Genomic DNA, 26,414 nt, shown 5'->3' with positions numbered 1-26,414 from the left:
GCCGGCCTGGCACCCTGCCCGGGCGGCGGCAATTGGAACGGATCGGAAACGCGCTTAAGCTGTCCAATAGACGTTACACGGGGTCAGGGCTTCGCGGACCGGGAATAACCACTGGATTTCGCAACGGGTGGAAAGCGCAATGCTGGAACAATGGTGCCGACGCATCGCCGTCATCATCCTGGGGGCGGCCCTGGTGGCGGGCATGTCCACGTCCCTGGCGGACTCGGGTTCCGGTGAAACGATACGCCCGGCGGAGGGCCATCCGGAGACGGCACGCCTGATCGCGCGTTTGCTGGCCCACCAGCACTTCCGTGAGCAGCCCATCAATGACGCCCTCTCCGCCCAGGTCCTGGACGCGTATCTCGATGCCCTCGATCCGGACCGTTACTACTTCACGCAACAGGACATCGACGAATTCCACCGCCACGAGCACGAGCTCGACGACATGCTCCTCGACGGCGAGCTGGGGCTTCCCTACAAGATCTTCGACCGCCTGACGCGCCGGGCCGTCGAGCGTGCCGAATTCGCCCAGAACGTCCTCGACCAGGGGCTGGACTTCAACACCGACCAGATGCTGGATCTCGATCGCAGCGAGCAGGAGTGGGCGGCGGACGAGGAGGCGCTGGACCGGCTCTGGCGCAAGCGCATCAAGAACGACGCGCTGACCATGCTGCTGGGCGAGGAGGACGAAGAGCGGACCATGGAGCTGCTGCGCAGCCGCTACGACAACGTGGCCGAGAACATGCAGCGCTCCACCCCCGAGGAGGTCTTCGAGACCTACATGGGCGCCTGGGCGCAGGCCTTCGACCCGCACACCAACTATCTGTCGCCCCGCAACTCCGAGGAATTCGATATCCAGATGCAGCTGTCCCTGGAAGGCATCGGGGCCATGCTGCGCACGGAACGCGATTTCACCGAGATCGTCGAGCTGGTGCCGGGCGGCCCGGCCGACCAGAGCGGCGAGCTATCCCCGGGGGACCGGATCATCGGCGTCGCCGAGGAAGGCGAGGAGATGGTCGACGTCGTCGGCTGGCGTCTTCGCGACGTGGTCGATCGCATTCGCGGCCCGAAGCACTCCAAGGTGCGCCTGCGCATCCTCCCTGGAAGCGATTCCGATGCCGCGCCCCGCACGGTGACACTCACGCGGGACGAGATCGAGCTCGAGGAGCAGGCCGCCCAGCGCGAGGTCAGGGAGATCGAGCGCGACGACGGCGTCCACCGCATCGGCGTCATCCGCATCCCGACCTTCTATACCGATTTCGCCGCCGCCCAGGCGGGCGAAGAGGACTACCGCAGCACGACCCGGGACGTACGGCGGCACATCGAGGCCATGAAGGACGAGGGCGTCGACGGCCTGATCATCGACCTGCGCGGCAACTCCGGCGGATCCCTTCAGGAAGCGGTGGACATGTCCGGCCTCTTTCTCCCGGGCGGCCCGGTGGTGCAGATCCGGCGCAGCGACGGCAAGACCGAGACCATGCGCGATCCGGACGCGGGCACTACCTACGACGGACCGCTCGCCGTCATGGTCGATCGCCGCAGCGCCTCCGCCTCCGAGATCTTTGCCGCTGCCATGCAGGACTACGGGCGCGGCGTCATCCTGGGCGAGCGCACGTTCGGCAAGGGCACCGTCCAGACCATGGTGGACCTGGACCGCTTCCGCAATGACCCCGATTCCGACACCGGCCGCCTCAAGCTGACGGTGGCCAAGTTCTACCGGGTGACGGGCAGCAGCACGCAGAAGCGCGGTGTGGAGCCCGATATCTCGCTACCGTCGGTGGTGAATGAGGATACCGTCGGCGAGAGCGCGGCGGACAATCCCCTGCCCTGGGACGAGATCGAGCCCGTCCACTTCACGCGCATGGACCGGCTGGGCGATATCGTTCCCCTGCTGCGCGAGCGCCACGAGGAGCGCATTGCCGATCACGCGGCGTACAACGCCCTCATGGAAGAGTTCGAGTACCTGCGCGCGATGCGGGACGACTCCGAGGTATCCCTCAACCGCGACACGCGCGAGGCCCAGCGACAGCAACGCAACGAGGAACGCCTGGCCCTTGCCAATGAGCATCGCCGCATCCGCGGTCTCGACCCCCTGGACAGTGTCGACGAGCTCGACCGCGAGGACCGCCCCGACACGCTCCTGGACATCACCGCCCAGGTGGTCACGGACCTGCACCTGTTGCAGCAGGAGCCGCGCATGGCCCAGCGCTGGGGGCTGAACACGGACGACTAGCCTTGCGGAGAAAGGCGCTGCCGAGGGCGGGCGATGCGCCGCCCTCGGCGTACAGAGGACGCTAGCCGGAGGCGTCCATCCGGTCGATGGACTGCGGGGCGGCCAGTCCGGTGCCCTGGCCGTAGTCCACCCCGATGCGCTGCAGCGCCTGCCGCACCGCCTCGGACTCGACGAACTCCGCCACGGTCTGCTTGCCCATCACGTGCCCGATCTCGTTGATCGACTTCACCACCGCGTGGTTGATGGCGTCCGTATGCATGTCGCGCACGAACACGCCGTCGATCTTCACCGAGTCCACGGGCAGATTCTTGAGGTAGGCGAACGACGACAGCCCGCTGCCGAAGTCGTCCAGGGCGAAGCGGCAGCCGAGGGCCCGCAGCCGGTGCATGAACTCGGTCGCCAGGGAGAGATTGCGGATGGCCGCGGTCTCCGTGATCTCCAGGCAGATCTTCTCCGGCGGCACCCGCGCGTCGTCGAGTCGCCGCAGCAGCCAGGTGAGGAACTCCTCGTCACCGACGGACAGCCCCGAGAGGTTGATGCCGCAGGAGCCGAGCTGCTCCAGGTGCGCCGGGCGCGCCTCCAGCCAGGACAGGGTCTGGTCGATCACCCACCGGTCCACCAGCGGGATCAGGTTGAAGCGCTCGGCGGCGGGAAGGAATGCGCTGGGCAGGATCATCTCGCCGTTGCGCCCTTCCATGCGCAGCAGCAGCTCGTAGTGCTGCTTCTGCGCCGTTCCGCTCAGCGGCACGATGGGCTGGTAATAGAGCCGGAAGCGGTTGTCGGACAGTGCCTGACGGATGCCGCTGACCCACTGCATCTCGCCGTGACGCCGGGCCAGCTCCTCGTCATCCTCGCGGTAGACGTGGATGCGGTTGCGGCCCTGGTCCTTGGCGGCGTAGCAGGCCGTGTCCGCCACGCTCATGACGTCGTGCAGGGCGCCGACGGTGCGGTCGATGGGCACCAGGCCGATGCTGACGCCGAGCCCGAACGAGCGCCCGTTCCAGCTGAAGTGGAACTCGCTGATGCTCTCCCGGATCTTCTCCGCCACGTGCAGCGCCGCCTCCGGTGAGCGGTGCTCCAGGAGCACCCCGAACTCGTCGCCGCCCAGACGCGCCAGCAGGTCGCCCTCGCCCACCTGCCCGCGGAGCATGGCGCTGAGCTGGCGCAGGAGCTCGTCGCCGGCCATGTGGCCGCATGTGTCGTTGATGACCTTGAACTGGTCCAGATCCAGGTAGCAGAGCACATGCTCGCTGCCGCGATTGTGCGCCTCCTCCAGGGCCGTGTTCAGGCGGCCCTCGAACTCGCGTCGGTTGAACAGCCCGGTCAGGGCGTCGTGCCGGGCCTGGTAGCTGAGCTCCTCGGCCAGCTTGCGCGCCTCGGAGATGTCCTCGCAGACGATCAGCACCGGCGTTCCGCCCGCGGCGTCCTGCTGTACGCGGGCGCTGATGCGCACGCTGACCACGCCACCGCCCCGGCACCGCAGGGACGAGTCCCAGCGATGAACCTCGCCGGGCGTGCGATAGCACAGCTGCAGGTGTCCGTCGACGGCAGCGGCGGCCTCGCCGTCGTGGAGCACATCGAAGGGCAGCCCGACCAGCTCTTCCACTCCGTAGCCCAGCGATTCCGCGGCGAACCGGTTGGCGGACTGGATGAACCCGGTCTCGTCCACGGTGAAGAACATCGACGGGTTGTCGTCGTACAGCGCGCGGTAACGCTGCTCGCTCTGGCGCAGCGCTTCCGCCGCGCTGGCGCGCTCGTGGTTGATCAGCGCCTGGGCGACCTGATCCGCCATGGCGCTGACGAAGCCGATCTCGTCCACCTCCCACACGCGCCTGGTCTGCGCCTGCTCGGCGCAGACCGCCCCGACCACGCGCCCCGAGACGCGGATCGGGGCATCCAGCATCGAGCGGATCCCCCGCGGCCACAGGTACTCGGCGCGCATCCCCGCGACCCGGGAGTCCGTGGCGGTGTCCTCCACGGCAATGGCCCGCCCGCCGCGGAGGCTCTCGATGTACTCGGCGTTGTCGACGACGGGCAGTTCCTCCACCACCGGTGCGGCCCCCTGCTCCGCATCCGCCAGGCCGTCGCACTGCAGTGCCGAGCCGTCCTCCCCGAACGTCCAGATGCTCGCCCGCGCGACGCCGAGGACCGCCTGCACCGCCTCGCAGACCTCGCGGTACAGGGTCGGCAGGTCGCCGTCCGCCAGGGCCCGGCTGGTCGCGATCTGCCCCAGGCGCAGGTGCTGCTCGCGGGTGCGGCGCAGATAGTCGAGCTGTTCCTCCTCGGCCTTCTTGCGTTCACTGACGTCGAGGATGGACAGGCGGATGCGCCGGCCTTCCGTCTCCGGTAACGGTACCGCCCGGACCTCGCACGGAATGCGATTGCCTTCCGCATCCCGGTAGGTCCAGTCGAATACCAGGCGCTCGCCGCCGAGGCACTTGCGGAAGATCTCCCGTGCCCGCTCCAGGGAGTCACTGCCGTCGGGTTGCCGCGGCGGCAGCACCCATTCGGGCGAGGTGGTCAGGAGCGTGGTCCGGTCGGTACGGAACAGCCGCGCGGTGTTGTCGTTGATGTCGACGATGCGATTGCTGTCCGCATCCAGGACGATGATGGCCTCGACGGAGTTCTCCACGAGATCCCGGTACCGCTGCTGGCTGGCCAGCAGCGATTCGTCCATGCGCTGGCGCTGGAGCACGCCCAGCATCATCTGGCCGGTGAGCGTGAGAAGCAGCCGGACCTCCTGGCTCCAGCGACGCGGGCCGCGCGTCATGTCGAATCCCACGCAGCCGATCCGCTCGCCGTCCACTTCCAGCGGCGCAACCAGCAGCGCCCGAACGTCCCAGCGGTGCAGCACCTCCTGGTCCTTGGCGGCCTCGGCAGGCATCTCGGCGGTATCGGCGAGCTGGATCACCCGCCCGGCATCGAGCTCGGCCCGCACCCAGTCGAAAGCATCGGCGGGCACCGGCTGCAGGCGATTCCTGCGCCCGCTGACACCCGGGGCACACCATTCGTGGGTGCAGTGCAGGTCCTGGCCGCCGTCACGCTGGATGACATAGGCCCGATCCACGTCCGCCAGGGCGCCGATATCCGCCAGGGCCCGGTCCATCTCGCGATTGACCTCGCCGGCCGGGACCCCGATGAACCGGCTGGAAAGGTCCGCGATCAGGCGCAGGAACGCGCTTCGCTCACCCCCTTCGCTGCCAGTGCCATCCGCGGCCAGGCCGTAGACCTCCGGGATCTCGGCCACACTCCTTCCTGAGTCAGTCATGCACCACCCGTGAAACCGGAGCGCTTCCGTCTCCGCATTTCATCGTAACCAAGTGGGATCGGCAGTGAAGCGCCGGACAGCCAATCTGCCAGACAGGTCACATTCTGGCGGCCACGGGCAACGGCGAGTTATTCACGGGACGCAGCAGTCGCCATGGCCTCCACCACGAGCTGCAGGCTCTCGCGCCCCTGCCAGCGGTTGACGTCCAGCCGGTACACCGCGTGAATCCGGGACGGCAACCGCTCGTCCCAGCCCGCGTCGAGGGCGCGGAAGGCGATCGCATCCACGACCGTATCGCCCTCCTCGGGCTGCAGGCGCATCTTGAGATGGCGCTGGCCCACCACGCGGGCCTGCTGGACCCGGAAGCAGCCGTCGAACGACGGCTCGGGAAACCCCTGGCCCCAGGGTCCTGCATCACGGAGGACATGCGCGAGCTCCAGGGTCAGCTCCCCGGGCCGCAGCGGGCCGTCGGTCTCGTGGACCCCATCGCGGTCCTCCGCGGGCAGTGCGGCATCCACCGCCGCGACGAAGGCCTCCCGGAACGCGGCGAAATGATCCGTCCGCAGCGTCAGGCCGGCCGCCCCCGCATGGCCGCCGAATCGCTCGATCAGCCCCGGGTGATCCGTTGCCACCCGCTCCAGGACGTCGCGCATGTGCAGACCCGGCACCGAGCGGGCGGAGCCCTTGAGCTCACCGGCGGCCACGGGCGCGAACGCGACCACGGGGCGGTGGAACCGTTCCTTGAGTCGTGACGCCACGATGCCCACCACCCCCTGATGCCATGTCTCGTCGGTAACGCAGATCCCCGGCGGCGCGCCCCCTTCGGCGAGGGTATCCGTGAGCGCGTTGACGCCGGCCACGGCCTCCTCTTCCATCCGGCTCTCGATGCTGCGGCGCTCGCGATTGAGTGCGTCCAGCCGACCGGCGAGCTCCGCGGCTTCTCCCGGTGAGCCCGCCAGCAGGCACTCGATTCCCACCGCCATGTCGTCCAGCCGTCCCGCTGCATTCAGGCGCGGTGCGGCCGCAAAGGCGAGATCGGTGGCGGTGCAGCAGGACGGGTCGCGCCCCGCGACCTCCAGCAATGCGATGATCCCGGGTCGGCCGCGCCCGGCCCGGATGCGGCGGAGCCCCTGCTCCACCAGGATGCGATTGTTGTGATCCAGGGGCACGAGATCGGCCACCGTCCCCAGGGCCACCAGGTCCAGGAGAGTGCCCAGCTGTGGCGGCGCGGCATCGGCGAACCAGCCCTGCCGCTGCAGCTCCTGCCGCAGCCCCGCCAGGACGTAGAAGATGACCCCGACACCCGCCAGGTGCTTGCTGGGGAAGCCGTCGCCCGGCAGGTTCGGGTTCACGATGGCCCGGGCGTCGGGGAGGTGCTCGGGGGGCAGGTGGTGGTCCGTGACCAGCACTTCCATGCCGTGCGCGTGCGCCGCCGCCACGCCGTCGGCACTGGAGATGCCGTTGTCCACGGTCACCAGGAGGTCCGGCGCGGAACGTGCGGCCTCGGCCACGATCTCGGGACTGAGACCGTAGCCGTACTCGAACCGGTTCGGCACCAGGTAGTCGACGTGCCGCGCGCCCATGCCCCGCAGGGCGAGCAGCGCCAGGGCGCAGCTCGACGCGCCGTCGGCATCGAAGTCGCCGACCACCAGGATGCGCCGATCGCCGATCATGGCGCGGGCCAGGCACCCCACCGCGGCCTCCAGGCCGTGGAGTCCGTCGGTCGGCGCCAGCGCCCCGAGCTCCTGGCGCAGCTCGTCCGGGTGATCGACCCCGCGGCCGGCGTACACGCGCCGGAGAACCGGCGGCAGCCCGGACAGCGCGCTCTCGGCCGCGGGGTCGGGACAGCGGCGCCGGATCCTCATGACGTGGCGAGCAACCGCGTGAACGGGCGCGGACGCCGCCAGAACGCGCGCAGGCTCGCCCGCTGGATCACCCGGCGGCCGGCGCTGCCGGCATCGATGGTCAGCTCGCCCAGGCGCCCCTCGCGCAGGGCGGATTCCAGGGGCTGGGCCCACTGGTCGGCCAGCCGGGCGACGGCCTCTTCCCAGGCCGAGAACGACATGCCGTCCCGGACCACCGGCAGCGTTTCCGTGACCACCAGGGTGGACGGCGGCATCGGGCCGTCCAGCAGGGCGCGCGCGTCCGGCGGCCATGGTCCGGTGTCCACGGACCCGGCCCGCGCCAGCCCGAGGAGCAGCGGGTCATCGCCCAGCACCCGATGCCAGTCCGCGGCAATGGACGGCAGCACGCCCCCGCCCCACGGCCAGATGCCGTTGATCATGGGCTGACCGCGGCTCTCGCGCTCCTGATTCACCGGGTGGTCGTGGAGGAACATCTGGATCTCGTTGAGCCGCGCCCGCCACGCCGGGGCATCCGGTCCGGTGGGCAGGGATTCGTCCACCGTCGCCTCCAGGGCCCGGGCCAGGGGGACGGTGGCGAGCCGCGGCTGCGTCCGGCAGCGCAGGTACCACGGCGCCGCCGTGGGCGCCGCCAGCTCCAGGCCGTCGTCGGCATAGAAGTCGTTGAACGCGGACACCAGCGCGTCCGCCTCGTCCTGCCGGACGTCCAGGGCCTCGGGGCCGAGCAGCCGGAGGCGATCGCGGTCGGCGACCAGGTGCACCGGGTCGGCGCGGAACCAGAAGTCCGGACCCGGATCGCCGCCGTCCCCGAGCAGGCCCAGCGGCCCGGCCGGCAGCGCGTCGTCCGTCCCTCCGGGATGGAACCCCGGCGGCGCCGAGCGAGGGTCCACCGGGGGCAGACGCCGGCCCCGGGAGAGCAGCCGTGCCAGGCGCTCGTGCTCGGGCGTGGACGACACCAGCGACACCGCGTCCGACGGCACCGGCCCCAGAAGCCCGGGCAGGCGCAGGTACAGACGCGCCCGCGTTGTCGATCCGGGTGCGGTCATGGTCGCGCCACCGGCCGCATCGCTGTCACAGGCGATCGAGAATCGCCCGGCGCACGTCGTCCAGCTCCGCGGGGATGGTGCGGATGGCGTTGCCGGACTGGCTGATGGCGATATCCGGGTCCTTGAGGCCGTGCCCCGTCAGGGTGCAGACCACGGTACTGCCCTCGGGGATCCGGCCGCTGCGGATGTCCCGCATGGCTCCGGCCACCGATGCCGCCGAGGCGGGTTCGCAGAACACCCCCTCGCGCGCGGCCAGCCATCGCTGGGCCTCGAGGATCTCCTCGTCCGTGCACTCGTCGAACCAGCCGCCGGACTCCCGGCTTGCGCTCCAGGCGTTGTCCCAGGACTGCGGATGGCCGATGCGGATGGCGGTGGCCACGGTGTCCGGCTCCTCCACCATCGCCCCGCGCAGGAACGGCGCCGAGCCCGTGGACTGGTACCCGACCATGGTGGGCCGGTCGCCGACCACGGCGCTGGTGTAGCGGCAGCTGCCGTGACAGAAGTTGCAGGCGTCCGTCAGGTGGTCGGTGCGGCGGCCGGCGGCCTCGCAATAGCCGATCCAGTGGGCGGTGATGTTGCCGGCGTTGCCCACCGGCAGGCAGTGGAAGTCCGGCGCCCGCTCCAGCTCCTCGACGATCTCGAAGGCAGCGGTCTTCTGGCCCTGCAGGCGGTACGGGTTGATGGAGTTGACGATGGTCACCGGGGCGTGGTCCGCCATCTCCTTGACGATGCGCATGCCGGCGTCGAAGTTGCCGGCAATCTGCAGGACCTCGGCGCCGTGCATGATCGCCTGGGCGAGCTTGCCCATGGCGATCTTGCCGTCGGGGATCAGCACGAACGCCCGCATGCCGGCCCGGGCCGCGTAGGCGGCCGCGGAGGCCGAGGTGTTGCCGGTGGACGCGCAGATCACCGCCTGGCTGCCCTCCTCCCGCGCCCGGGTCACGGCCATGGTCATGCCGCGGTCCTTGAACGAGCCCGTGGGGTTGAGCCCCTCGAACTTCACGTACAGGTCCACGTCGCGGCCGAGATCCCCGGGGATGTGGTTCAGCCGGATCAGCGGCGTGTTGCCCTCGCCCAGGCTCACCGGGCGGGCGTCGTCGCTGACGGGGAGGCGGTCCCGGTACTTGCTGATCAGCCCGGTATAGCGCGGTCGGAATGGCATGGTGTGTGTCCGTTGTCCGTGGCCGGCAAACCGGCGTTTACTGCAACTGTTCCTGGCGAATGCGCGTGATGCGCCCCTGCACGGCCTCCAGGGCCTCCATGCGCTCCTGGGCCTCGTCCATCTGGCGCTCGCGCACCGGGTGGGTGAGCAGGATGACCGGGACGTCCTCGGCCCCGGGTGCCGGCTCCTTCTGCAGGATCGCCTCGATGCTGATCCCCGCCTCGCCCAGGATGCGGGTGATATCCGCCAGCACGCCCGGCTGATCCAGGACCTCCATGCGCAGGTAGTACGCCGTCACGATGGCGGACACCGGCAGCACCGGCGCATCGGACAGCGCCGTCGACTGGAATGCCAGGTACGGCACGCGGTTGACCGGGTCCAGCTCGAACTCCCGCACCACGTCCACCAGGTCCGCCACGACCGCGGAAGCGGTGGCATCGGCGCCGGCCCCGGCACCGTAGTAGAGCGTCGGGCCGACGGCGTCGCCCATGACCATGACCGCGTTCATGACGCCGTCGACGCTGGCCAGGAGCTGCCGCTGGGGCAGCAGCGTGGGATGCACCCGGAGCTCGATGCCCTCGTCGGTCTGCCGGCAGATACCCAGGTGCTTGATGCGGTAGCCGAGCTCCTCGGCGTAGGCCACATCCTCCCGGCTGATGTGGCTGATCCCCTCGACGTGGACCTTGTCGTACTGCAGCGGGATGCCGAAGGCGATGGACGCCAGGATAGTCAGCTTGTGGGCGGCGTCCACGCCCTCCACGTCGAAGGTGGGATCCGCCTCCGCGTAGCCCAGGCGCTGGGCCTCGGCCAGCACGTCGGCGAACTGCCGGCCCTCGTAGTACATCTCCGAGAGGATGAAGTTGGCGGTGCCGTTGATGATCCCGGCCAGCCACTCGATGCGGTTGCCCGCCAGGCCCTCGCGAATGCTCTTGATGATCGGGATGCCGCCGGCCACGGCGGCCTCGAAGGCCACGGTGACGCCGTTGTCCCGCGCGTGGGCGAAGATCTCGTTGCCGTGCAGGGCGATCAGCGCCTTGTTGGCGGTCACCACGTGCTTGCCGTTCTTCAGCGCCCGGATCACCAGCTCCCGCGCCGGCTCGTAGCCGCCCATGAGCTCGACGACGATCTCCGTTTCCGGATCGTTGACCACCTCGAACGGGTCCGTGGTCAGGCGGATCCCCTGGGTGGAGCACCCGCGCGGGCGGTCGAGATTGCGCGCCGCCGCCGCGACCACGTTGATCCCGCGGCCGGCGCGGCGGGCGATCTCGTCGTTGTTCCGCTCCAGGAGATTGATGGTCCCGGCACCCACCGTACCGAGCCCCAGCAGGCCTACTTTCACCGCAGTCACGCACTTACCTCCCCCGCCTCGGCATCCCGCCGGAACATCGCCTTGATGCCCCGGAGCGCCTGACGGGTCCGATGTTCATTTTCGATCAGCCCGAAACGCACGTGATCGTCGCCATAGTCGCCGAAACCGATTCCGGGGGATACCGCCACTTTCGCATCCCGCAGCAGCTTCTTGGAGAACTCCAGCGAGCCCATGTCCCGGTAGGCCTCGGGGATCGGCGCCCAGACGAACATGGTCGCCCGCGGCTTATCCACCGCCCAACCCAGGGCGTTGAGCCCGTCGCACAGGACATCGCGCCGGCGGCGATACATCTCGCGGATCTCGTCCACGCACTCCTGGGGTCCTTCCAGGGCCGAGATCGCGGCCACCTGGATGGGCGTGAACATACCGTAATCCAGGTACGACTTCATGCGCGCCAGCGCCGCGATCAGATCGGGGTTGCCGCAGACGAACCCCACCCGCCAGCCGGGCATGTTGTAGGTCTTCGACAGCGAGTACGATTCCACGGCGATATCCTTGGCGCCGGGGATCTCCAGGATGGACGGCGCACGGTAGCCGTCGAAGGTGATCTCCGCGTAGGCCAGGTCGTGCACCACCCAGATCTCGTGCTCGCGGCAGATGGCCACCACATTCTCGAAGAACTCCCGATCCACGCACTGCCCGGTGGGATTGCCCGGGAAGTTCAGCACCAGCATCTTGGGTCGCGGCCAGCTCTCCCGGATCGCCCGCTCCAGCTCCGCGAAGAAGTCCACTCCCGGGACCAGCGGGACATGCCGGATATCGGCGCCGGCGATGATGACGCCATACGGGTGGATCGGATACGCGGGATTCGGCACCAGCACCGTGTCGCCCGGCCCCAGGGTCGCCAGGGCGAGGTGGGCCAGCCCCTCCTTGGAGCCGATGGTCACGATGGCCTCGCCCTCCGGGTCCAGCGACACGCCGAACCGGTCCGCGTACCAGTTGCACACCGCCCGGCGCAGCCGCGGAATGCCGCGGGAGACGGAATAGCGGTGGGTATCAGGGCGCTGCACCGCCTCGGTGAGCTTGTCGACGATGTGCTGCGGCGTCGGCCGGTCCGGGTTGCCCATGCCGAAATCGACGATGTCCTCCCCGCGCGCACGCGCCTCCGCCTTCAACTGATTGACGATGTTGAACACGTACGGCGGCAGTCGTTTGATTCGGGGAAAGTCGGCGTCCACCAGTCACCATCCGTTGAACCCTGCGGAAGGGCAGCATTGTAAATGATCGGGAGCCGGTTCTGCACGGCCGCCCGGTGGCCGGACCGGGCGGCTCGTCCGATTGATCACCTGCGGACAAACTCGTATCGTTCCCGGTATGAAGCTGACCCTGGAACACACCGGCCAATCCAACCGCATCCGCAGCTACGACACGGGCACGGTCACCGTGAACGAGACGGTGCTGACGCGCACGCTGCTGCTGACGCCGGAGCGCCTCCACGACGACTGGGGTCCCGAGCAGCCGCCGGGGCTGACGGAGGCGCATCTCGACGAGCTGGTCGCCATGCAGCCGGAGATCGTGCTGATCGGGACGGGACGCTACCAGCAGTTCCCGGACCGGCGACTGATGGCGCGCGCCATTCAGGCCGGCGTGGGAATCGAGGTGATGACCACCGAAGCCGCCTGCCGCACGTACAACGTCCTGGCGGCGGAGGAGCGGCACGTGGCCGCGGTGCTGTTCATGATCGAACGCGACACCTGACCGCCGCTGCCCCCGCCCGCCGGCTTCAGCCGAACACGGCGTCCTGGGAGAACCCCTCGCGCTCCATGACCTCGCGCAGCTTGCGCAGCGCATCGATCTGGATCTGCCGGACACGCTCGCGGGTGACCCCGATATCGCGGCCCACGTCCTCCAGCGTGGAACGCTCGTGGCCGTGGAGACCGAAGCGACGCTCCACCACCGCCCGCTGCTTCTCCGTGAGCTGCTCCAGCCAGGAGTCGATGTGGTTGTACACGTCGCCGTCCTGGAGCACGGCCGAGGGGTCGGGATTGTTCTCGTCCGGGATCGCGTCCAGGAGCACCCGGTCCGCGTCCTTGCCGATGGGGGTATCCACCGAGGTGGTTCCCTCGTTGAGCCCCAGCATCCGCTGCACGTCCGCCAGGGGCCGGTCCAGCACCCGGGCGATCTCCTCGGCGGTGGGCTCGTGGTCCAGGGTCTGGGTCAGCCTGCGCGCCGTGCGCAGGCACTGGTTGATCTCCTTGATGACGTGGATCGGCAGGCGAATCGTGCGGGTCTGGTTCATGATGGCCCGCTCGATGGTCTGCCGGATCCACCAGGTGGCATAGGTCGAGAACCGGAAGCCCCGCTCCGGGTCGAACTTCTCCACGGCGCGGATCAGGCCCAGATTGCCCTCCTCGATGAGGTCCAGGAAGGCGAGCCCGCGGTTCATGTAGCGCCGCGCGATCTTGACCACCAGACGCAGGTTGCTCTCGATCATGCGCCGCCGCGAGGCCTCGCATCCGTTCTGCGCCCGGCGGGAATAGTAGACTTCCTCCTCCGCTGTCAGCAGCGGCGAGTAGCCGATCTCGTTGAGGTAGATCTGGGTGGCATCCAGGCTGGCGCCGGAACTCTCGCCGGGAGCGAACTGCGTCTCCTCCGCGTCCACTGCCCCGGCCTCGGGGACCACGACGCTCTCCTCCGGGCCGTCCATGGGCAGCTCGTCCTCCCTGTTCTCCTCCGTAGCCTTGTCTGCAGCGATGCCTGAGGCGTCGTCGAAAGCAACCAGCGTTGCTTCCGCGCTTCGTTTTCTTGTCATGGCTTCCCCTCCACCATACCTGCCGCCCGTCCGGGGAACAGATCCCTGGTACGGGGACCCGAATGGACAACCGAAGGGCGTCCGATTCCCACTATATGCCCCTGTCAATGGGCGTGCAACGCCCATGTTGATGCACCGCAATTTTCTTTTTTTACAGAGAGTTACAAACGTTCGGGAAGGCGAGCACGGGCCACCGGAACGGCGGCCCGTGCTCAGGGCAGGTAGCGCAGCGGATCGACCGGCCGACCGTCGCTGCGGAGCTCGAAGTGCAGCCGCGTGCCGTCCTCGCCGATGGCGGAGCCCATCTCCGCGATGGCCTCCCCGGCGCTGACGCGCTGGCCCTCCTCGACGAGAAGGCGCCGGTTGTAGCCGTAGGCGGTAAGAAAGTTGCCGGAATGCTTGAGAATGACGAGATTGCCGTAGCCGACGAGCCCGGCGCCGCTGTAGACCACCTCGCCGTCGGCGGCGGCCCGGATGGACTGCCCGGCTTCGCCGCCGATGCTGATCCCCTGCTTGCCGTCGGCCTCCGCGGAGAACGACTTGACCACCTCACCCTCGGTGGGCCAGCGCCACTCGTCCGGCCCCGGTCCCGAAGCCGCGCCCTCGGTACCCGCCCCGGAGCCGCGGGAAGACGCGCGTTGTTGCCCGGACGAAGCGCTCGTACCGGAGCTCGCCCGCTGCCGGCTGCTGCTGCCCGTGGTCGGCGGCGGCGACAGCCGCAATCGCTGCCCTGCGTAGATCCGGTCGGGCGAGTCCAGATCGTTCCACCGGGCGAGCTTGCGGTGATCCAGGCCGTGGTCCCAGGCGATGCCGTAGAGGGTATCGCCGCGCCGGACCTCGTAGTAGCCGCTGCCGGCCCCGGCCCCGCCGCGACTGCGCTCCGACACCGGGGCGAGATGGTCGCCCGCGCACCCGGCCGTCAGCAGGGCAGCAACGAGCACAAGCGGTGTCAGCGGATTACCACGATCCATGGCATGAATCCATGCTCGGCGAAGCGGCGATGACGCTCATTCTGCCACGCCCGTCCGGCCGTGTGCGCCGGGAAACGCCCTCAGTGAACGAACACGAAATACGCGGCCACGAGCACCGCCACCGACGCCCAGCCGATCCAGTCCACGTACTGGCGCAGCCACGGCTCCACACGGGCGCCTCCCCAGCCCACCAGCGCGGCCACCAGGAAAAAGCGACTGCCCCGCCCGACCAGGGAGGCAAGGAGGAACGGCAGCAGCGGCAGGGCGAGGCCACCCGCCGCCACGGTGAAGACCTTGTAGGGAATGGGCGAGAACCCGGCCAGCAGCACCACCCAGAAGCCGTGAAGACGGAACCATTCCCGGGCCGTGGCCAGCGCGTGCCCGTACCCCGCCTGCCGGATCCAGGGCTCCACCAGCTCCAGGGCGAAGTAGCCGATGAGGTAGCCCAGCAGGCCGCCCAGCACGGACGCCACCGTGGTCAGCAGGGCGAGGTGCATGGCGCGGGCGGGCCGTGCCAGCGCCATGGGCATGAGCATCACGTCCGGGGGAATGGGGAAAAAGGACGACTCGGCAAAGCTCAGCGCGAACAGCCACCGCGGCGCGTGCCGGTGGGCCGCCAGCCGCAGGGTCCGCGTGTAGAGCCGGGAGAAGATCCCGGTCATTGCGTGCCGCCGACCAGGGGAACGAAATTGACCAGGCCCATGCCGTGCCGGCTCAGCTCGTCGCCGTGCCGGTGGTAGGCGACCAGTTCCTGGGGATGGCCCTGCGGGCCTTCCGGCACCACCAGCCGGCCGCCGTCGGCGAGCTGCGCGAACAGCTCCTGCGGCACTCCCCGCGGCGCCGCCGTGACCAGAATGCCGTCGAAGGGCGCCTCCCCCTCCCAGGCCGTGACCCCGTCGCCGTGGCGCACGCGCACGTTGCGGTAGTCCAGCTCCCGCAGGCGCCGCCGCGCCTGGTCGGCGAGCCGCTGGATCCGCTCCACGGTGAACACTTCCGGAACGAGCTGCGCCAGGATCGCCGCCTGGTAGCCGGATCCGGTTCCCAGCTCCAGGACCCGCTGCGGGATGCCGTCGTCGATCAGCGCCTCGGTCATGCGCGCGACAACGAACGGCTGGGAGATGGTCTGGCCGTCGCCGATGGGCAGGGCCGTATCCTCGTAGGCCCGGCTCGCCAGGGCCTCGTCCACGAACAGGTGCCGCGGTGTACTGCTGACGGCGTTGAGCACCGCCTCGTTGCGGATGCCCTCCTGGCGCAATCGCTGGACCAGGCGTTCGCGGGTCCGCTGGGAGGTCATGCCGATCCCCCGGCGTTCGTTCTCGTCCTTCATCGGTTCAGTCCCGTCACCCAGCCTGCCACCTTCTCCAGGGCCTCGTAGCGCGTGAGATCCACCTGGATCGGCGTCACCGAGACGTAGCCCCGGCGCACGGCATGGAAATCCGTACCCGGCCCGGCGTCCTGCTCCGGCCCCGGCGGCCCGATCCAGTAGATCGGGCGGTTGCGCGGATCCGTCGCCGGAATCAGCGGCTCGGAACGGTGCCGCTCCCCCAGGCGCGTGGCCTCGAAGCCGCACAGCTCCTCCCAGGGCCGATCGGGGACGTTGACGTTGAGAATGGTATCCGCCGGCAGCGGGTCCCGGGTCAGGCGCTCCACCAGCAAGGCGGCCACCCGTGCCGCCGTGGCGTAGTGCTGCGGCTCGTGGCTGACCAGGGAAACGGCGATGGCCGGCAGGCCCAGGAACCGCCCCTCGGTGGCCGCCGCCACGGTGCCGCTGTAGAGCACGTCGTCCCCCATGTTGGCGCCGGCGTTGATGCCGGAGACCACCATGTCCGGATCCTCGTCCAGCAGGCCGGTGACCGCCAGGTGCACGCAGTCGGTGGGCGTGCCTTCCACCCGGTAGCGCCGGGCGCTCACCTCCACCGCCCGGATGGGCAGATCCAGGGTCAGCGAGTTGCTGGCGCCGCTGCGATCCCGGTCCGGCGCCACGACGGTGATGCGGCCCAGGTGCTCCAGCCCCTGTGCCAGGTGCTGGATTCCCTCGGCCTGGTAGCCGTCGTCGTTGCTGATCAGTATGTGCATCCGTAATTCCGTGCAGGATAAATGAGCTGCGCGCTGGGTGTGTAGTATACCGACACCTGCCGCCGACGTCGTCACGCCCCCGGCCGGCGCGCTAGACTCGGGAGAAACGCCAACGCCTGCGGAGACGCACCATGGGCCGGGAAGACGACAACGACGACAGCGCCCTGTTCCGCGCGGCCGTCGAGGACGTGCAGCCGCTGCAGCACAACCGCGTGGAACCGCGGAAGCCCCGGCCCAGCCCCGTGCCCCACCAGCGCCACATGGACGAGCGCCGGGTCATGGAGGAGCTCCTGGACGGCCCCCTGGAACCGGACGAGGTGGAGACCGGCGACGAGCTGGCATTCCTGCGCCCCGGGGTGCAGAAGCGTGCGCTGCGCAAGCTCCGCCGCGGCCAGTACAGCGTCCAGGCCGAGCTGGACCTCCACGGCATGACGGCGGACACCGCGCGGCAGGAGCTGCGCCGGTTCATCAACGACTGCCGGGCGCGGGACCTGCGCTGCCTGCGCATCATCCACGGCAAGGGGCTGCGCTCCCGCAACCGCGGGCCGGTCCTCAAGACGCTGGTCGATCGCTGGCTGCGGCAGCTGGAGGAAGTCCTGGCGTTCGCCTCCGCCCGGCCGGTGGACGGCGGCACCGGTGCCGTCTACGTCCTGCTGCGCTCGCGCTGAGCCACGCACTCCCGGAGCACCGCCGTGGCATAGGCCCCGGCCGGCAGCCAGAAGCCCAGCACCAGCGTGCTGCCCTCGCGATACCAGTAGAGATCGCGCACCGGCAGGCGCAGCGCCCGGCGGGCGGCATCCACGCCCAGGCGCTCCAGTCCCCGGCACGCCCCCGGCCAGCGGCCGAGAACGGCGTCCTCCAGGGCGCCTGCTTCGCCGTCCGGCCCGGTGCCGCCGCGCCCGGGCAGCGGCCCCGTCGGGTGAACATCCCCCGAGGCCAGCCGGGGGTCGCCCGGTGCGAGATCGTCGGCCCGGAACAGGCTGGCGCTGGTGGTGAAGGTCATGACGTCGCCGGGCAGCGGCCGGTCCCAGCTCGCCTGCTCCACGCGCCGCGCCAGGGCGGCGTTGAACAGGAACGAGCGCGCCGCCGACAGGTACAGCCCGCGCCGGTGCCGGCTGCGCAGGCGCGCTCCGTCGAACAGGCGCCAGGCCCCGGCGAGATTGCCGCCGTCGTGGCCGAAGCGCTGCTCGCCGAAGTAGTTGGGTACGCCGAAACCGGCGATGCGCGCCAGCCTTGCGCCCAGGGCCGGCCAGGCCCCCTCGCCGTCACGCAGGGTCAGCTCGAAGGCATTGCCGCGCAGCATGCCCGTGCGCAGCTTGCGCGTGTTCCGGGCCTGCTCCAGGATCTCGATGCCGGCAGGCGCCGTGCCGGCTTCCAGGCCCCCCGTGCGCCCCGGCAGATGCATCCCGAACCACTGCTCGGTGACCGCCCGGCGATCCTTGAGCCCGGCCCAGGTGACGTCCCGCGTCCTGCACGCCGCGGCCTCGGCGAGCCACGCGGCCGCATCCGCGGTGTTCCAGCCCGTCTTGCGCACACGCACCCAGAGATGCTCGCCGGCGCCGTCCGGTGCCACCCCCAGATCCTCCCGGACCCGGAAGTCCGCCGGATCGGCCCGCAGCGTCGCCGTGACCGGCGGCGCGCCGTGGGCCCGCGGCAGCGCGTGCCAGGCCTGTTCCAGGCCCGGGGCGGTGCCGTCGTTCCCGCTCACGGGGACACCAGCAGGACCACGGCTTGGGCGGCGATGCCCTCCTCCCGGCCCATGCTCCCCAGCCGTTCCGTCGTGGTCGCCTTGACGCTGATCCGGTCCGTGTCCACCTCCAGCGCGCCGGCGACGACCCCGCGCATGGCATCGATGTACGGGGCCATGCGCGGCGCCTGGGCAACGATGGTGGCATCCACGTTGTTCACCCGGTATCCCTGGTGCCGGACCCGCTCGTGCACCCGCGCGAGCAGCTCCGCGCTGTCGGCCCCCTGCCATTGCGGCGAATCGTCCGGGAAATGACGGCCGATATCGCCGTCGGCCAGGGCCCCGAGCAGGGCGTCGGCAATGGCGTGGAGCAGGACGTCGCCGTCCGAGTGGGCGATCACGCCGCGGTCCCAGGGAATCGGCACGCCGCCGACGACGAGCGGCCCACCGTCGCCGAAACGGTGGACATCGTAGCCCTGGCCGATGCGCAGGTTCATGTCATTCCCCCGTTTCCCGGCGGGCGCGGAGGATGCCTTCGGCCAGGAGCAGATCCTCCGGGCGGGTAATCTTGAGGTTGCCGGCGTCGCCCTCGACGAGCCTCGGGGCATATCCGACCCGCTCCATGGCCTGGGACTCGTCGGTGACGGGCTCGCCCCGGCCGCGGGCCGCCTCCAGGGCATCCCGCAGTGCCCCCAGCGGGAACAGCTGGGGCGTCTGCGCCTGCCACAGGCAGTCACGGCTGGCGGTGCGCGCCACGGTGCCGTCCGGGCTCGCGTACTTGAGCGTATCCCGCACCGGGATGGCCAGCAGGGCACCCTGCCCGTCGCCGGCCAGGCCGGCATCCAGCAGGTTCTCCACCGCCGCCGGCAGCAGGCACGGCCGCACGGCGTCGTGCACCAGCACCCAGTCCCCCTCGCCGGCGAGCTCGCGGGCGAGGAAGCGCAGTGCCGCAAGCACCGAATCCGCCCGCTCCCGGCCGCCGGTCACCCGGTAGGTCGGCTTGCCGTCCGGGGGCTCCGTGCCCTCCCACCAGCCGTCCTCCGGGCTGACGGCAACCACCGCCGCCGCCACCCGGGGGACTGCCAGCAGGGTCTCCAGGCTCCAGGTAATGACCGGTCGCCCGAGCACGGGCTGATACTGCTTGGGTACATGGCTGGACATGCGGCGACCGACACCTGCGGCCGGCACCACGGCCCAGACCCGCGGGGCCATGCCTTCAGTCATTCATCGGCCACCTGGTAGAACACCTCGTCCTCCCGGATCATGCCCAGCTCATTGCGCGCACGCTCCTCGACGGCGTCCAGGCCGTCCTTGAGGTCCCGGACCTCCGCCTCCAGGGCAGCGTTGCGCTGTCGCAGCTCCTCGTTCTCGGCCTTCTGGTCCGCGATCTCGCGCTGGATCTCCCACACCGACGGCAATCCGCCGCTGGCGGACCACAACTGGGCCTGCAGGACCACGAGCAACAATGCCAGTCCGCCGATTACGATGCGCATACCGCCCGTCCGAGAGCTTCTCTGGCGCAACCATACACGATTGCGCCAGAGACCGTCGCGGGGTCACCAGCCCTTGAGGTTCGGGAAGGCCTTGCGGCCCGCGTAGACGGCCTTCTCGCCCAGGTCCTCCTCGATGCGCAGGAGCTGGTTGTACTTGGCGACCCGGTCCGAGCGGCACAGCGACCCGGTCTTGATCTGCGTGGCGCTGGAGGCGACCGCCAGGTCGGCGATGGTCGTATCCTCGGTCTCCCCGGACCGATGCGAGACCACGGCCGTGTAGCCGGCCCGGTCCGCCATGGCGATGGCGTCCAGGGTCTCGGTCAGCGTGCCGATCTGGTTGAACTTGATGAGGATGGAGTTGGCGACGCCCTGATCGATGCCCTGCTGCAGGATGCGCGTATTGGTGACGAACAGGTCGTCGCCCACCAGCTGACAGCGGTCGCCCAGGCGCCGGGTCAGGGCCTTCCAGCCGTCCCAGTCGCCCTCGTCCATGCCGTCCTCGATGGTAATGATGGGATAGCGATCCACCCAGTCCGCCAGGACCTCGCAGTACTCGGCGGCACTGTAGCGCTTGCCTTCCGAGGCCAGGACGTAGGCACCGTCCTCGTAGAACTCGGAGCTGGCCACGTCCAGGCCCAGCCAGATGTCCTGCCCCAGGGTGTAGCCGGCCCGGGCCACGGCTTCGGCGATGGTCTCCAGGGCCGCCTCGTTGGACGGCAGATCCGGCGCGAAACCGCCCTCGTCCCCCACGGCCGTGCTCAGGCCTTTGGCGGCGAGCACCTTCTTGAGCGCGTGGAAGACTTCCGTTCCGGCCCGCAGCGCTTCACGGAAGCTGTCAAAACCGATGGGCAGGATCATGAATTCCTGGAGATCCACGCTGTTGTCCGCGTGCGCACCGCCGTTGAGGATGTTCATCATGGGCACCGGCAGCAGGTGCTCACCCGCCGGCGCAAGATGCCGGTACAGCGGCAGGCGCCGCTCGTCGGCGGCGGCCCGGGCCACGGCCAGGGACAGCGCCAGCAGGGCGTTGGCCCCCAGGCGGCTCTTGTTGTCGGTGCCGTCCAGGGCCAGCATGCGCTCGTCGATGGCACGCTGGTCGCCGGCATCCATTCCCTGCAGCGCCTCGGCCAGGACGGTATTGGCATTGCTCACCGCCTGGCGCACGCCCTTGCCCAGGTAGCGGTTGCTGTCGCCGTCGCGCAGCTCCACCGCCTCGCGGGTCCCCGTCGACGCCCCGGAGGGCACCGCCGCCCGGCCGAACGCCCCGGTGTCCAGGGTGATGTCCGCCTCCACGGTGGGATTGCCGCGGGAATCCAGGATCTCTCTCGCCTTGACAGTCTCGATGGTCGCCATGGGTTCCATTCCTGTTGCTTCGGATTCGGTCCACGAGCCGCCCGGCAGCGCGGCTCAGGGCAGCGTCCGCTCGGCCAGGCCGTTCGCCTTGACGGTGCGATCCAGCGTCAGCAGCGTCTCCAGCAGCTCTTCCATGCGGCTCAGCGGCCAGGCGTTCGGCCCGTCGGACAGGGCCCGCTCGGGATCCGGGTGCGTTTCCATGAACACCCCCGCCACGCCCGCCGCCACGGCCGCGCGCGCCAGCACCGGCACGAACTCGCGCTGGCCGCCGGAGGCATGGCCCTGGCCGCCCGGCAGCTGCACCGAGTGCGTGGCATCGAATACCACGGGCGCCCCGGTATCGCGCATCACCGCCAGGGAGCGCATGTCGGAAACCAGGTTGTTGTAGCCGAAGGAGACGCCGCGCTCGCACACGAGGATGGCGTCGTTGCCCGCGCCCCGGGCCTTGTCCACGACGTTGCCCATGTCCCAGGGGGCGAGGAACTGGCCCTTCTTGATGTTCACGGGCAGGCCCTGCCGGGCCACGTTCTCGATGAAGTTGGTCTGCCGGCACAGGAACGCCGGCGTCTGCAGCACGTCGACGACGCTGGCCACCTCGGCCAGGGGCGTGTCCTCGTGGACATCGGTGAGCACGGGCACGCCGATGTCCCGGCGGACCGTCTCGAGGACCCGCAGCCCCTCCTCCATGCCCGGCCCGCGGAAACTGCTGCGCGAGGAGCGGTTGGCCTTGTCGAAGGAGGACTTGTAGATGAACGGCACGCCCAGGCGCTCGCTGATGGCGCGCAGCTCGCCGGCGGTATCCAGCGCCAGCTGCTCGGACTCCACGACGCACGGCCCGGCGATCAGGAACAGGGGCTCGTCCAGGCCGGCCCGGAATCCGCACAGATCAATGCTTGCCATGGTCGCGACCTCCCGCCGATGGCGTCACGAGGTGTCACGCTCCCGGGACAGCGCCGCGCGCACGAACCCGCAGAACAACGGGTGGCCGTCCCGCGGCGTGGACGTGAACTCGGGGTGGAACTGACAGCCGAGGAACCACGGGTGGTCCGGCAGCTCCACGACTTCCACCAGGTTGCCGTCGCCGGACCAGCCCGAGATCCGCAGCCCCGCGTTCTGCAGCGGCTCGGCGTAGTGGTTGTTGAACTCGTAGCGGTGCCGGTGGCGCTCCACGATCTCCGTGGCGCCGTAGGCGCGAGCGGCCAGGGAACCCGGCTCGAGATTGCACGGCTGCCCGCCCAGGCGCATGGTGCCGCCGAGATCGTCGTCCGGGCCGCGCTGCTCGATGCGGCCGTCGTCGGTCATCCACTCGGTGATCAGGCCGATCACCGGATGCGGCGTATCGGCCCGGAATTCCGTGCTGTGGGCGTCCTGCAGCCCCGCGACGTGACGCGCGTAGTCGATCACCGCCACCTGCATGCCGAGGCAGATGCCCAGGTACGGGATGTCGTTCTCGCGGGCATAGCGGGCCGCGGCGATCTTGCCTTCCACGCCCCGCTCGCCGAAGCCGCCCGGGACGAGGATCGCGTCCACGTCGGCGAGCTGCTCCGGCCCCAGCCGCTCGATCTCCTCGGAATCCACGGAGCGCACCACCACGCGGGTGCGCGTGTGGATGCCGGCATGGATGAGCGCCTCGGACAGGGACTTGTAGGCATCGGCCAGGTTGACGTACTTGCCCACCATGGCGATGGTCACCTCGCCCTCGAGATGCGAGCGGGCCTCGACCACGCGCTCCCAGTCGGACAGATCCGCCGGCGGCAGCTCCAGGCGCAGCTTGTCGGCGACGATGTCATCCAGTCCCTGGTCGTGCAGCGCCAGCGGGACCTTGTAGATGTCGTCAACGTCCAGCGCCGAGATGACCGCGTCCTGCTCGACGTTGGTGAACAACGCGATCTTGCGCCGCTCGTCATCGGGTATGGGCAGGGTGGACCGGCACATGAGAATGTCCGGCTGGATGCCGATGGAGCGCAGCTCCTTGACCGAGTGCTGCGTGGGCTTGGTCTTCATCTCGCCGCTGGCGTCGATGAACGGCACCAGCGTGAGGTGGATGAACAGGCTCTCGCGGCGATGCTCCACGCCCATCTGGCGGATCGCCTCCAGGAACGGCAGCGACTCGATGTCGCCCACGGTGCCGCCGATCTCCACCAGCGCCACGTCGTGCCCGTCGGCGCCCTCGCGAATGCAGCGCTTGATCTCGTCGGTGATGTGCGGGATGACCTGCACCGTGCCGCCCAGATACTCGCCGCGGCGCTCCTTGCGGATGACGTTCTCGTAGATGCGGCCGGTGGTGTAGTTGTTCACGCGCCCGGTGCGCATGCGCACGTAGCGCTCGTAGTGTCCCAGGTCCAGGTCGGTCTCGGCGCCGTCGTCGGTGACGTAGACCTCGCCGTGCTGGAACGGGCTCATGGTACCCGGATCGACGTTGATGTACGGGTCCAGCTTGATCATGGTCACGCGCAGCCCGCGCGCCTGGAGGATGCTCGCCAGCGAGGCCGAGGCGATGCCCTTGCCCAGGGAGGAGACAACGCCGCCGGTGATGAAGATGTATCGGGTCATAGGTACTCTTTGCTTAAGCACGGCGGATCGCGGCAGCCCGCGCTCGGGAGGCAACGAAGGGCGAGCACCTGCTGACGGGGCCGGCCCCGACCAATGCACGCACGCGCAGCCTGCGGCCGGTGACCGCAGACCGGAATTCGCGCTGCCTGAATCGGCGCTAAAAGTAACAGAACGCCCGCCCCGGCACAACGCGACTCCCGGTCAGTCGGGCTCCCAGAGGACCCGCAGCGCCTCCGGCCCCGCCGGCGCAGCGTAGCCCTCGCACACGCAGATGCCGGGGACGGCAACCACGTCGTCGCCGCGGCACAGAAGCGGCCAGTGATCGCGCTGCCACGGCGGGACGCCGGCCTCCTGGAAGAGCTTCTTCAGCGACCGCCGGGGTCGCCCGAGCGGGCGGCAGCGCTCGCCGTAGCGGCGATACCGGACCCGCACGCCCTCGCTGACGGCCGCGGGGTCCAGGCCGCGGGAATCCTGGACCACGCGCAGCCAGCCGTGCCCGAGGTGCACGTCCCCGGTCAGGTCCCAGACCAGGGCATCCCCGTGCGCGGCGCTGCCGCCGCTGCCGGTGTCCGCGTACAGCCAGTCCCGGTAGCGGCGGACCCGCCCGCCCGGCCAGACCATGGCCGGCGCGCGGTCCGCGCCCGCCTCCAGCAGCATGTGCGCACCGGCCTCCAGGCGGGCTCCTCCCGGCAGCGGCAGCCCCCGCCGCTGCAGCCAGCGCCGCAGCACGCGCCGCCGCGCCGGCGGCGGCATCGGGCGCAGCGCCGCGCAGCGCAGCGCCCCCTGCGGGGACTGCGCATCCGTCAGCAGCGCGTCGGCATAGCGGTCGACCAGCTCCTGCTCCTCGCGCAGCAACGCCCCCGAGGCGGCCATGCTCTTCCACGCCGCCGGCCAGCGCTCCCGCAGCACGGGCAGGACCCGCTGCCGCAGGAAGTTGCGGTCGGCGCGGGTATCGTCGTTGCCGGGATCATGCAGCACCGGCAGCCGGTGCTCGGCGGCGTAGGCCTGGAGAGCCTCCCGGGAGCAATCCAGCAAGGGCCGCCCCACCCGCCCCGCACCGAGGCGCCGCACCGCCGGAATGCCGCCGAGGCCGTCCGCGCCGCTGCCGCGCAGCAGGCGCAGCAGCACCGTCTCCGCCTGGTCGTCCCGGTGATGGGCGGTGACAAGCAGCTCGTCGTCGCCCAGCGCGTCGGCGAACAGCCCGTAGCGCACCTCGCGGGCCCAGGTCTCGCCGGCGCCCGCCGGCGGCGCCTCCGGGGCCTGAGCGACATGGAGGGGCACGTCCAGGGCCCGGCACTGTACCCGGCAGTGCTCCGCCCAGGCGGCCGCATCCGGGTGCAGGCGGTGGTTGACGTGCACGGCCCGCAGCGGCGCGCCCAGTGCCTCGCGGCGCCGGGCCAGGGCGTGCAGGAGAACGTGGGAATCCGGGCCGCCACTGTAGGCGACCACGTAGCCGGCCGCGCCACCCAGGGCCCGGACGCGCTCGACAATGGCGGCATCGGTGATGGTCATCGTCCCTCCCGGACACGGGTTCCGGTCAGGAAGCGCCCGCGGTCGGTGCGGGCTCAGGCCGTGCGGAAGTTGCCGTAGCCCTGGATCTTGCGCTCGCGCTCCGCCAGGAGCGTCTCGAAATCCTTGGCGGCCAGCATGTCCAGCTTCTCGATGAGGACCTCCCGCAGCCGCTGGGCCATGCCCGCCGGATCCCGATGCGCGCCGCCCAGGGGCTCCTGGATCACCTGGTCGATGAGGCCGAGCTCGTGCAGCCGCGATGCCGTGATGCCCATGGCCTCGGCCGCATCCTGGGCGCGGTCGGCGCTCTTCCAAAGGATCGAGGCGCAACCCTCGGGCGAGATCACGGAGTAGGTGCTGTAGCCCAGCATCAGGAGCTGGTCGCCGACGCCGATCCCCAGGGCGCCGCCGGAGCCCCCCTCGCCCACCACCGTGGCGACGATGGGGGTGCGCAGGCGCGACATGGCCATGAGATTCCGGGCGATGGCCTCGCTCTGCCCGCGCTCCTCGGCCCCGACCCCGGGATAGGCCCCGGGGGTGTCGATGAGCGTGATCAGCGGCAGATCGAAGCGCTCCGCCATCTCCATGAGCCGCAGCGCCTTGCGGTAGCCCTCCGGCCGCGGCATGCCGAAGTTGCGCCGCACCTTCTCGCGGGTGTCGCGGCCCTTCTGGTGACCGATGACCATCACCGGGCGTCCGTCCAGGCGGGCCGCGCCGCCGACGATGGCCGGGTCATCGGCGAAGCCCCGATCGCCGTGCATCTCCTCGAACTCGGTGAAGATATGGCCGATATAGTCCAGCGTATGGGGCCGCTGTGGATGACGCGCCAGCTGGGCGATCTGCCATGCCGACAGGTTCGAGAAGATCTGCTCGGTCAGATGGACGCTCTTGTCCTGCAGGCGACGGATCTCCTCGCTGATGTTGAGATCGTTGTCGTCACCCACGTAGCGCAGCTCATCGATCTTGGCCTCGAGCTCCGCGATGGGGCGTTCAAAATCCAGAAAATTCAGGCTCATGACCTCGCGATCCGGTTGCTCGACTTGGTACTCATTCATGGCACAGGGCCCTGCTGGCGTTCAT

The 26,414-nt window shown here is 70.0% G+C and carries 23 protein-coding genes; 3 read left to right on the top strand and 20 right to left on the bottom strand.

The window, feature by feature from the left end:
* Window positions 1-139: 139 nt before the first annotated feature.
* Complete coding sequence (locus QWY84_RS12440) at window positions 140-2,233, top strand: carboxy terminal-processing peptidase (RefSeq protein ID WP_290203030.1); 2,094 nt, start codon at window positions 140-142, stop codon at window positions 2,231-2,233.
* A gap of 61 nt (window positions 2,234-2,294) precedes the next feature.
* On the opposite strand, the gene QWY84_RS12435 is transcribed toward QWY84_RS12440, so the two are convergent.
* The 6 genes from QWY84_RS12435 to alaC all read right to left on the bottom strand — a co-directional run bounded on the left by QWY84_RS12435 (window position 2,295) and on the right by alaC (window position 12,121).
* Window positions 2,295-5,480: a bifunctional diguanylate cyclase/phosphodiesterase gene (locus QWY84_RS12435; protein WP_290203029.1), complete on the bottom strand. Its 3,186-nt coding sequence runs from the start codon at window positions 5,478-5,480 to the stop codon at window positions 2,295-2,297.
* A gap of 149 nt (window positions 5,481-5,629) precedes the next feature.
* Complete coding sequence (gene recJ / locus QWY84_RS12430) at window positions 5,630-7,366, bottom strand: single-stranded-DNA-specific exonuclease RecJ (protein WP_290203028.1); 1,737 nt, start codon at window positions 7,364-7,366, stop codon at window positions 5,630-5,632.
* Window positions 7,363-8,409, bottom strand: coding sequence for a hypothetical protein (locus QWY84_RS12425; protein ID WP_290203027.1), 1,047 nt, complete (start codon window positions 8,407-8,409; stop codon window positions 7,363-7,365). Before QWY84_RS12425 ends, recJ begins: the two co-directional genes overlap by 4 nt.
* Window positions 8,410-8,434: 25 nt before the next feature.
* Complete coding sequence (gene thrC / locus QWY84_RS12420; protein ID WP_290203026.1) at window positions 8,435-9,571, bottom strand: threonine synthase; 1,137 nt, start codon at window positions 9,569-9,571, stop codon at window positions 8,435-8,437.
* Between the two features lie 37 nt (window positions 9,572-9,608).
* A complete protein-coding gene (locus QWY84_RS12415; RefSeq protein ID WP_290203025.1) occupies window positions 9,609-10,919 on the bottom strand; it encodes a homoserine dehydrogenase in 1,311 nt (436 codons plus the stop codon).
* Window positions 10,916-12,121, bottom strand: coding sequence for an alanine transaminase (gene alaC, locus QWY84_RS12410; protein WP_290203391.1), 1,206 nt, complete (start codon window positions 12,119-12,121; stop codon window positions 10,916-10,918). The genes QWY84_RS12415 and alaC overlap by 4 nt, the downstream gene beginning before the upstream one ends.
* A gap of 133 nt (window positions 12,122-12,254) precedes the next feature.
* On the opposite strand from alaC, the gene QWY84_RS12405 reads away from it, so the two are divergent.
* Window positions 12,255-12,638 (top strand): Mth938-like domain-containing protein, encoded by a 384-nt coding sequence (locus QWY84_RS12405; RefSeq protein ID WP_290203024.1) that lies wholly within the window; start codon window positions 12,255-12,257, stop codon window positions 12,636-12,638.
* Window positions 12,639-12,663: 25 nt separating this feature from the next.
* On the opposite strand, the gene rpoS is transcribed toward QWY84_RS12405, so the two are convergent.
* The 5 genes from rpoS to surE form a co-directional block, all read right to left on the bottom strand.
* A complete protein-coding gene (gene rpoS, locus QWY84_RS12400; RefSeq protein WP_290203023.1) occupies window positions 12,664-13,692 on the bottom strand; it encodes an RNA polymerase sigma factor RpoS in 1,029 nt (342 codons plus the stop codon).
* A 212-nt stretch (window positions 13,693-13,904) separates the two neighbouring features.
* On the bottom strand, window positions 13,905-14,663 hold the full coding sequence (locus QWY84_RS12395; protein WP_290203022.1) for a peptidoglycan DD-metalloendopeptidase family protein: 759 nt from the start codon (window positions 14,661-14,663) through the stop codon (window positions 13,905-13,907).
* An 80-nt stretch (window positions 14,664-14,743) separates the two neighbouring features.
* Window positions 14,744-15,325: a YqaA family protein gene (locus QWY84_RS12390; RefSeq protein WP_290203021.1), complete on the bottom strand. Its 582-nt coding sequence runs from the start codon at window positions 15,323-15,325 to the stop codon at window positions 14,744-14,746.
* Window positions 15,322-15,990, bottom strand: coding sequence for a protein-L-isoaspartate(D-aspartate) O-methyltransferase (locus QWY84_RS12385; RefSeq protein WP_290203020.1), 669 nt, complete (start codon window positions 15,988-15,990; stop codon window positions 15,322-15,324). The genes QWY84_RS12390 and QWY84_RS12385 overlap by 4 nt, the downstream gene beginning before the upstream one ends.
* A complete protein-coding gene (gene surE / locus QWY84_RS12380) occupies window positions 15,987-16,739 on the bottom strand; it encodes a 5'/3'-nucleotidase SurE (RefSeq protein ID WP_290203019.1) in 753 nt (250 codons plus the stop codon). Before surE ends, QWY84_RS12385 begins: the two co-directional genes overlap by 4 nt.
* 131 nt (window positions 16,740-16,870) lie before the next feature.
* Here surE and QWY84_RS12375 point away from each other — a divergent pair, with 131 nt between their 5' ends.
* Window positions 16,871-17,407, top strand: coding sequence for a Smr/MutS family protein (locus QWY84_RS12375; RefSeq protein WP_290203018.1), 537 nt, complete (start codon window positions 16,871-16,873; stop codon window positions 17,405-17,407).
* Here the strand turns inward: QWY84_RS12375 and truD are convergent.
* The 9 genes from truD to accA all read right to left on the bottom strand — a co-directional run bounded on the left by truD (window position 17,383) and on the right by accA (window position 26,350).
* Complete coding sequence (gene truD / locus QWY84_RS12370) at window positions 17,383-18,447, bottom strand: tRNA pseudouridine(13) synthase TruD (protein ID WP_290203017.1); 1,065 nt, start codon at window positions 18,445-18,447, stop codon at window positions 17,383-17,385. The two genes, QWY84_RS12375 and truD, sit on opposite strands and share 25 nt — an antisense overlap.
* Window positions 18,444-18,923 (bottom strand): 2-C-methyl-D-erythritol 2,4-cyclodiphosphate synthase, encoded by a 480-nt coding sequence (gene ispF / locus QWY84_RS12365; RefSeq protein ID WP_290203016.1) that lies wholly within the window; start codon window positions 18,921-18,923, stop codon window positions 18,444-18,446. Before ispF ends, truD begins: the two co-directional genes overlap by 4 nt.
* Before the next feature lies 1 nt (window position 18,924).
* Window positions 18,925-19,650 carry a 2-C-methyl-D-erythritol 4-phosphate cytidylyltransferase gene (gene ispD / locus QWY84_RS12360; protein ID WP_290203015.1) on the bottom strand — a complete coding sequence of 242 codons (726 nt, stop codon included), beginning with the start codon at window positions 19,648-19,650 and terminating at the stop codon, window positions 18,925-18,927.
* Window positions 19,647-19,919 (bottom strand): cell division protein FtsB, encoded by a 273-nt coding sequence (gene ftsB / locus QWY84_RS12355; protein ID WP_290203014.1) that lies wholly within the window; start codon window positions 19,917-19,919, stop codon window positions 19,647-19,649. The genes ispD and ftsB overlap by 4 nt, the downstream gene beginning before the upstream one ends.
* Before the next feature lie 63 nt (window positions 19,920-19,982).
* A complete protein-coding gene (gene eno, locus QWY84_RS12350; RefSeq protein ID WP_290203013.1) occupies window positions 19,983-21,272 on the bottom strand; it encodes a phosphopyruvate hydratase in 1,290 nt (429 codons plus the stop codon).
* Window positions 21,273-21,326: 54 nt separating this feature from the next.
* Window positions 21,327-22,163 (bottom strand): 3-deoxy-8-phosphooctulonate synthase, encoded by an 837-nt coding sequence (kdsA, locus tag QWY84_RS12345; protein ID WP_290203389.1) that lies wholly within the window; start codon window positions 22,161-22,163, stop codon window positions 21,327-21,329.
* Window positions 22,164-22,196: 33 nt separating this feature from the next.
* Window positions 22,197-23,825 (bottom strand): CTP synthase, encoded by a 1,629-nt coding sequence (pyrG, locus tag QWY84_RS12340; RefSeq protein ID WP_290203012.1) that lies wholly within the window; start codon window positions 23,823-23,825, stop codon window positions 22,197-22,199.
* Between the two features lie 201 nt (window positions 23,826-24,026).
* On the bottom strand, window positions 24,027-25,337 hold the full coding sequence (gene tilS, locus QWY84_RS12335) for a tRNA lysidine(34) synthetase TilS (RefSeq protein WP_290203011.1): 1,311 nt from the start codon (window positions 25,335-25,337) through the stop codon (window positions 24,027-24,029).
* Between the two features lie 53 nt (window positions 25,338-25,390).
* On the bottom strand, window positions 25,391-26,350 hold the full coding sequence (accA, locus tag QWY84_RS12330; RefSeq protein WP_290203388.1) for an acetyl-CoA carboxylase carboxyl transferase subunit alpha: 960 nt from the start codon (window positions 26,348-26,350) through the stop codon (window positions 25,391-25,393).
* Window positions 26,351-26,414: the final 64 nt, after the last annotated feature.

The sequence above is a fragment of the Aquisalimonas lutea genome (genome assembly GCF_030409225.1).
Taxonomy (GTDB): domain Bacteria; phylum Pseudomonadota; class Gammaproteobacteria; order Nitrococcales; family Aquisalimonadaceae; genus Aquisalimonas; species Aquisalimonas lutea.
Note: the sequence above shows the minus strand (reverse complement) of the source record. Positions and strands in the feature narration are given on the sequence as shown.

Bases quoted from the DNA above. Each gene is read 5' to 3' on its own strand.
- ftsB (WP_290203014.1), bottom strand. From the start codon at position 19,919: ATGCGCATCGTAATCGGCGGACTGGCATTGTTGCTCGTGGTCCTGCAG.
- QWY84_RS12440 (WP_290203030.1), top strand. From the start codon at position 140: ATGCTGGAACAATGGTGCCGACGCATCGCCGTCATCATCCTGGGGGCG.
- surE (WP_290203019.1), bottom strand. From the start codon at position 16,739: ATGCACATACTGATCAGCAACGACGACGGCTACCAGGCCGAGGGAATC.
- QWY84_RS12425 (WP_290203027.1), bottom strand. From the start codon at position 8,409: ATGACCGCACCCGGATCGACAACGCGGGCGCGTCTGTACCTGCGCCTG.
- recJ (WP_290203028.1), bottom strand. From the start codon at position 7,366: ATGAGGATCCGGCGCCGCTGTCCCGACCCCGCGGCCGAGAGCGCGCTG.
- ispD (WP_290203015.1), bottom strand. From the start codon at position 19,650: ATGACTGAAGGCATGGCCCCGCGGGTCTGGGCCGTGGTGCCGGCCGCA.
- pyrG (WP_290203012.1), bottom strand. From the start codon at position 23,825: ATGACCCGATACATCTTCATCACCGGCGGCGTTGTCTCCTCCCTGGGC.
- QWY84_RS12405 (WP_290203024.1), top strand. From the start codon at position 12,255: ATGAAGCTGACCCTGGAACACACCGGCCAATCCAACCGCATCCGCAGC.
- accA (WP_290203388.1), bottom strand. From the start codon at position 26,350: ATGAGCCTGAATTTTCTGGATTTTGAACGCCCCATCGCGGAGCTCGAG.
- QWY84_RS12375 (WP_290203018.1), top strand. From the start codon at position 16,871: ATGGGCCGGGAAGACGACAACGACGACAGCGCCCTGTTCCGCGCGGCC.
- tilS (WP_290203011.1), bottom strand. From the start codon at position 25,337: ATGACCATCACCGATGCCGCCATTGTCGAGCGCGTCCGGGCCCTGGGT.
- ispF (WP_290203016.1), bottom strand. From the start codon at position 18,923: ATGAACCTGCGCATCGGCCAGGGCTACGATGTCCACCGTTTCGGCGAC.
- thrC (WP_290203026.1), bottom strand. From the start codon at position 9,571: ATGCCATTCCGACCGCGCTATACCGGGCTGATCAGCAAGTACCGGGAC.
- eno (WP_290203013.1), bottom strand. From the start codon at position 21,272: ATGGCGACCATCGAGACTGTCAAGGCGAGAGAGATCCTGGATTCCCGC.
- rpoS (WP_290203023.1), bottom strand. From the start codon at position 13,692: ATGACAAGAAAACGAAGCGCGGAAGCAACGCTGGTTGCTTTCGACGAC.
- QWY84_RS12385 (WP_290203020.1), bottom strand. From the start codon at position 15,990: ATGAAGGACGAGAACGAACGCCGGGGGATCGGCATGACCTCCCAGCGG.
- QWY84_RS12390 (WP_290203021.1), bottom strand. From the start codon at position 15,325: ATGACCGGGATCTTCTCCCGGCTCTACACGCGGACCCTGCGGCTGGCG.
- QWY84_RS12395 (WP_290203022.1), bottom strand. From the start codon at position 14,663: ATGGATCGTGGTAATCCGCTGACACCGCTTGTGCTCGTTGCTGCCCTG.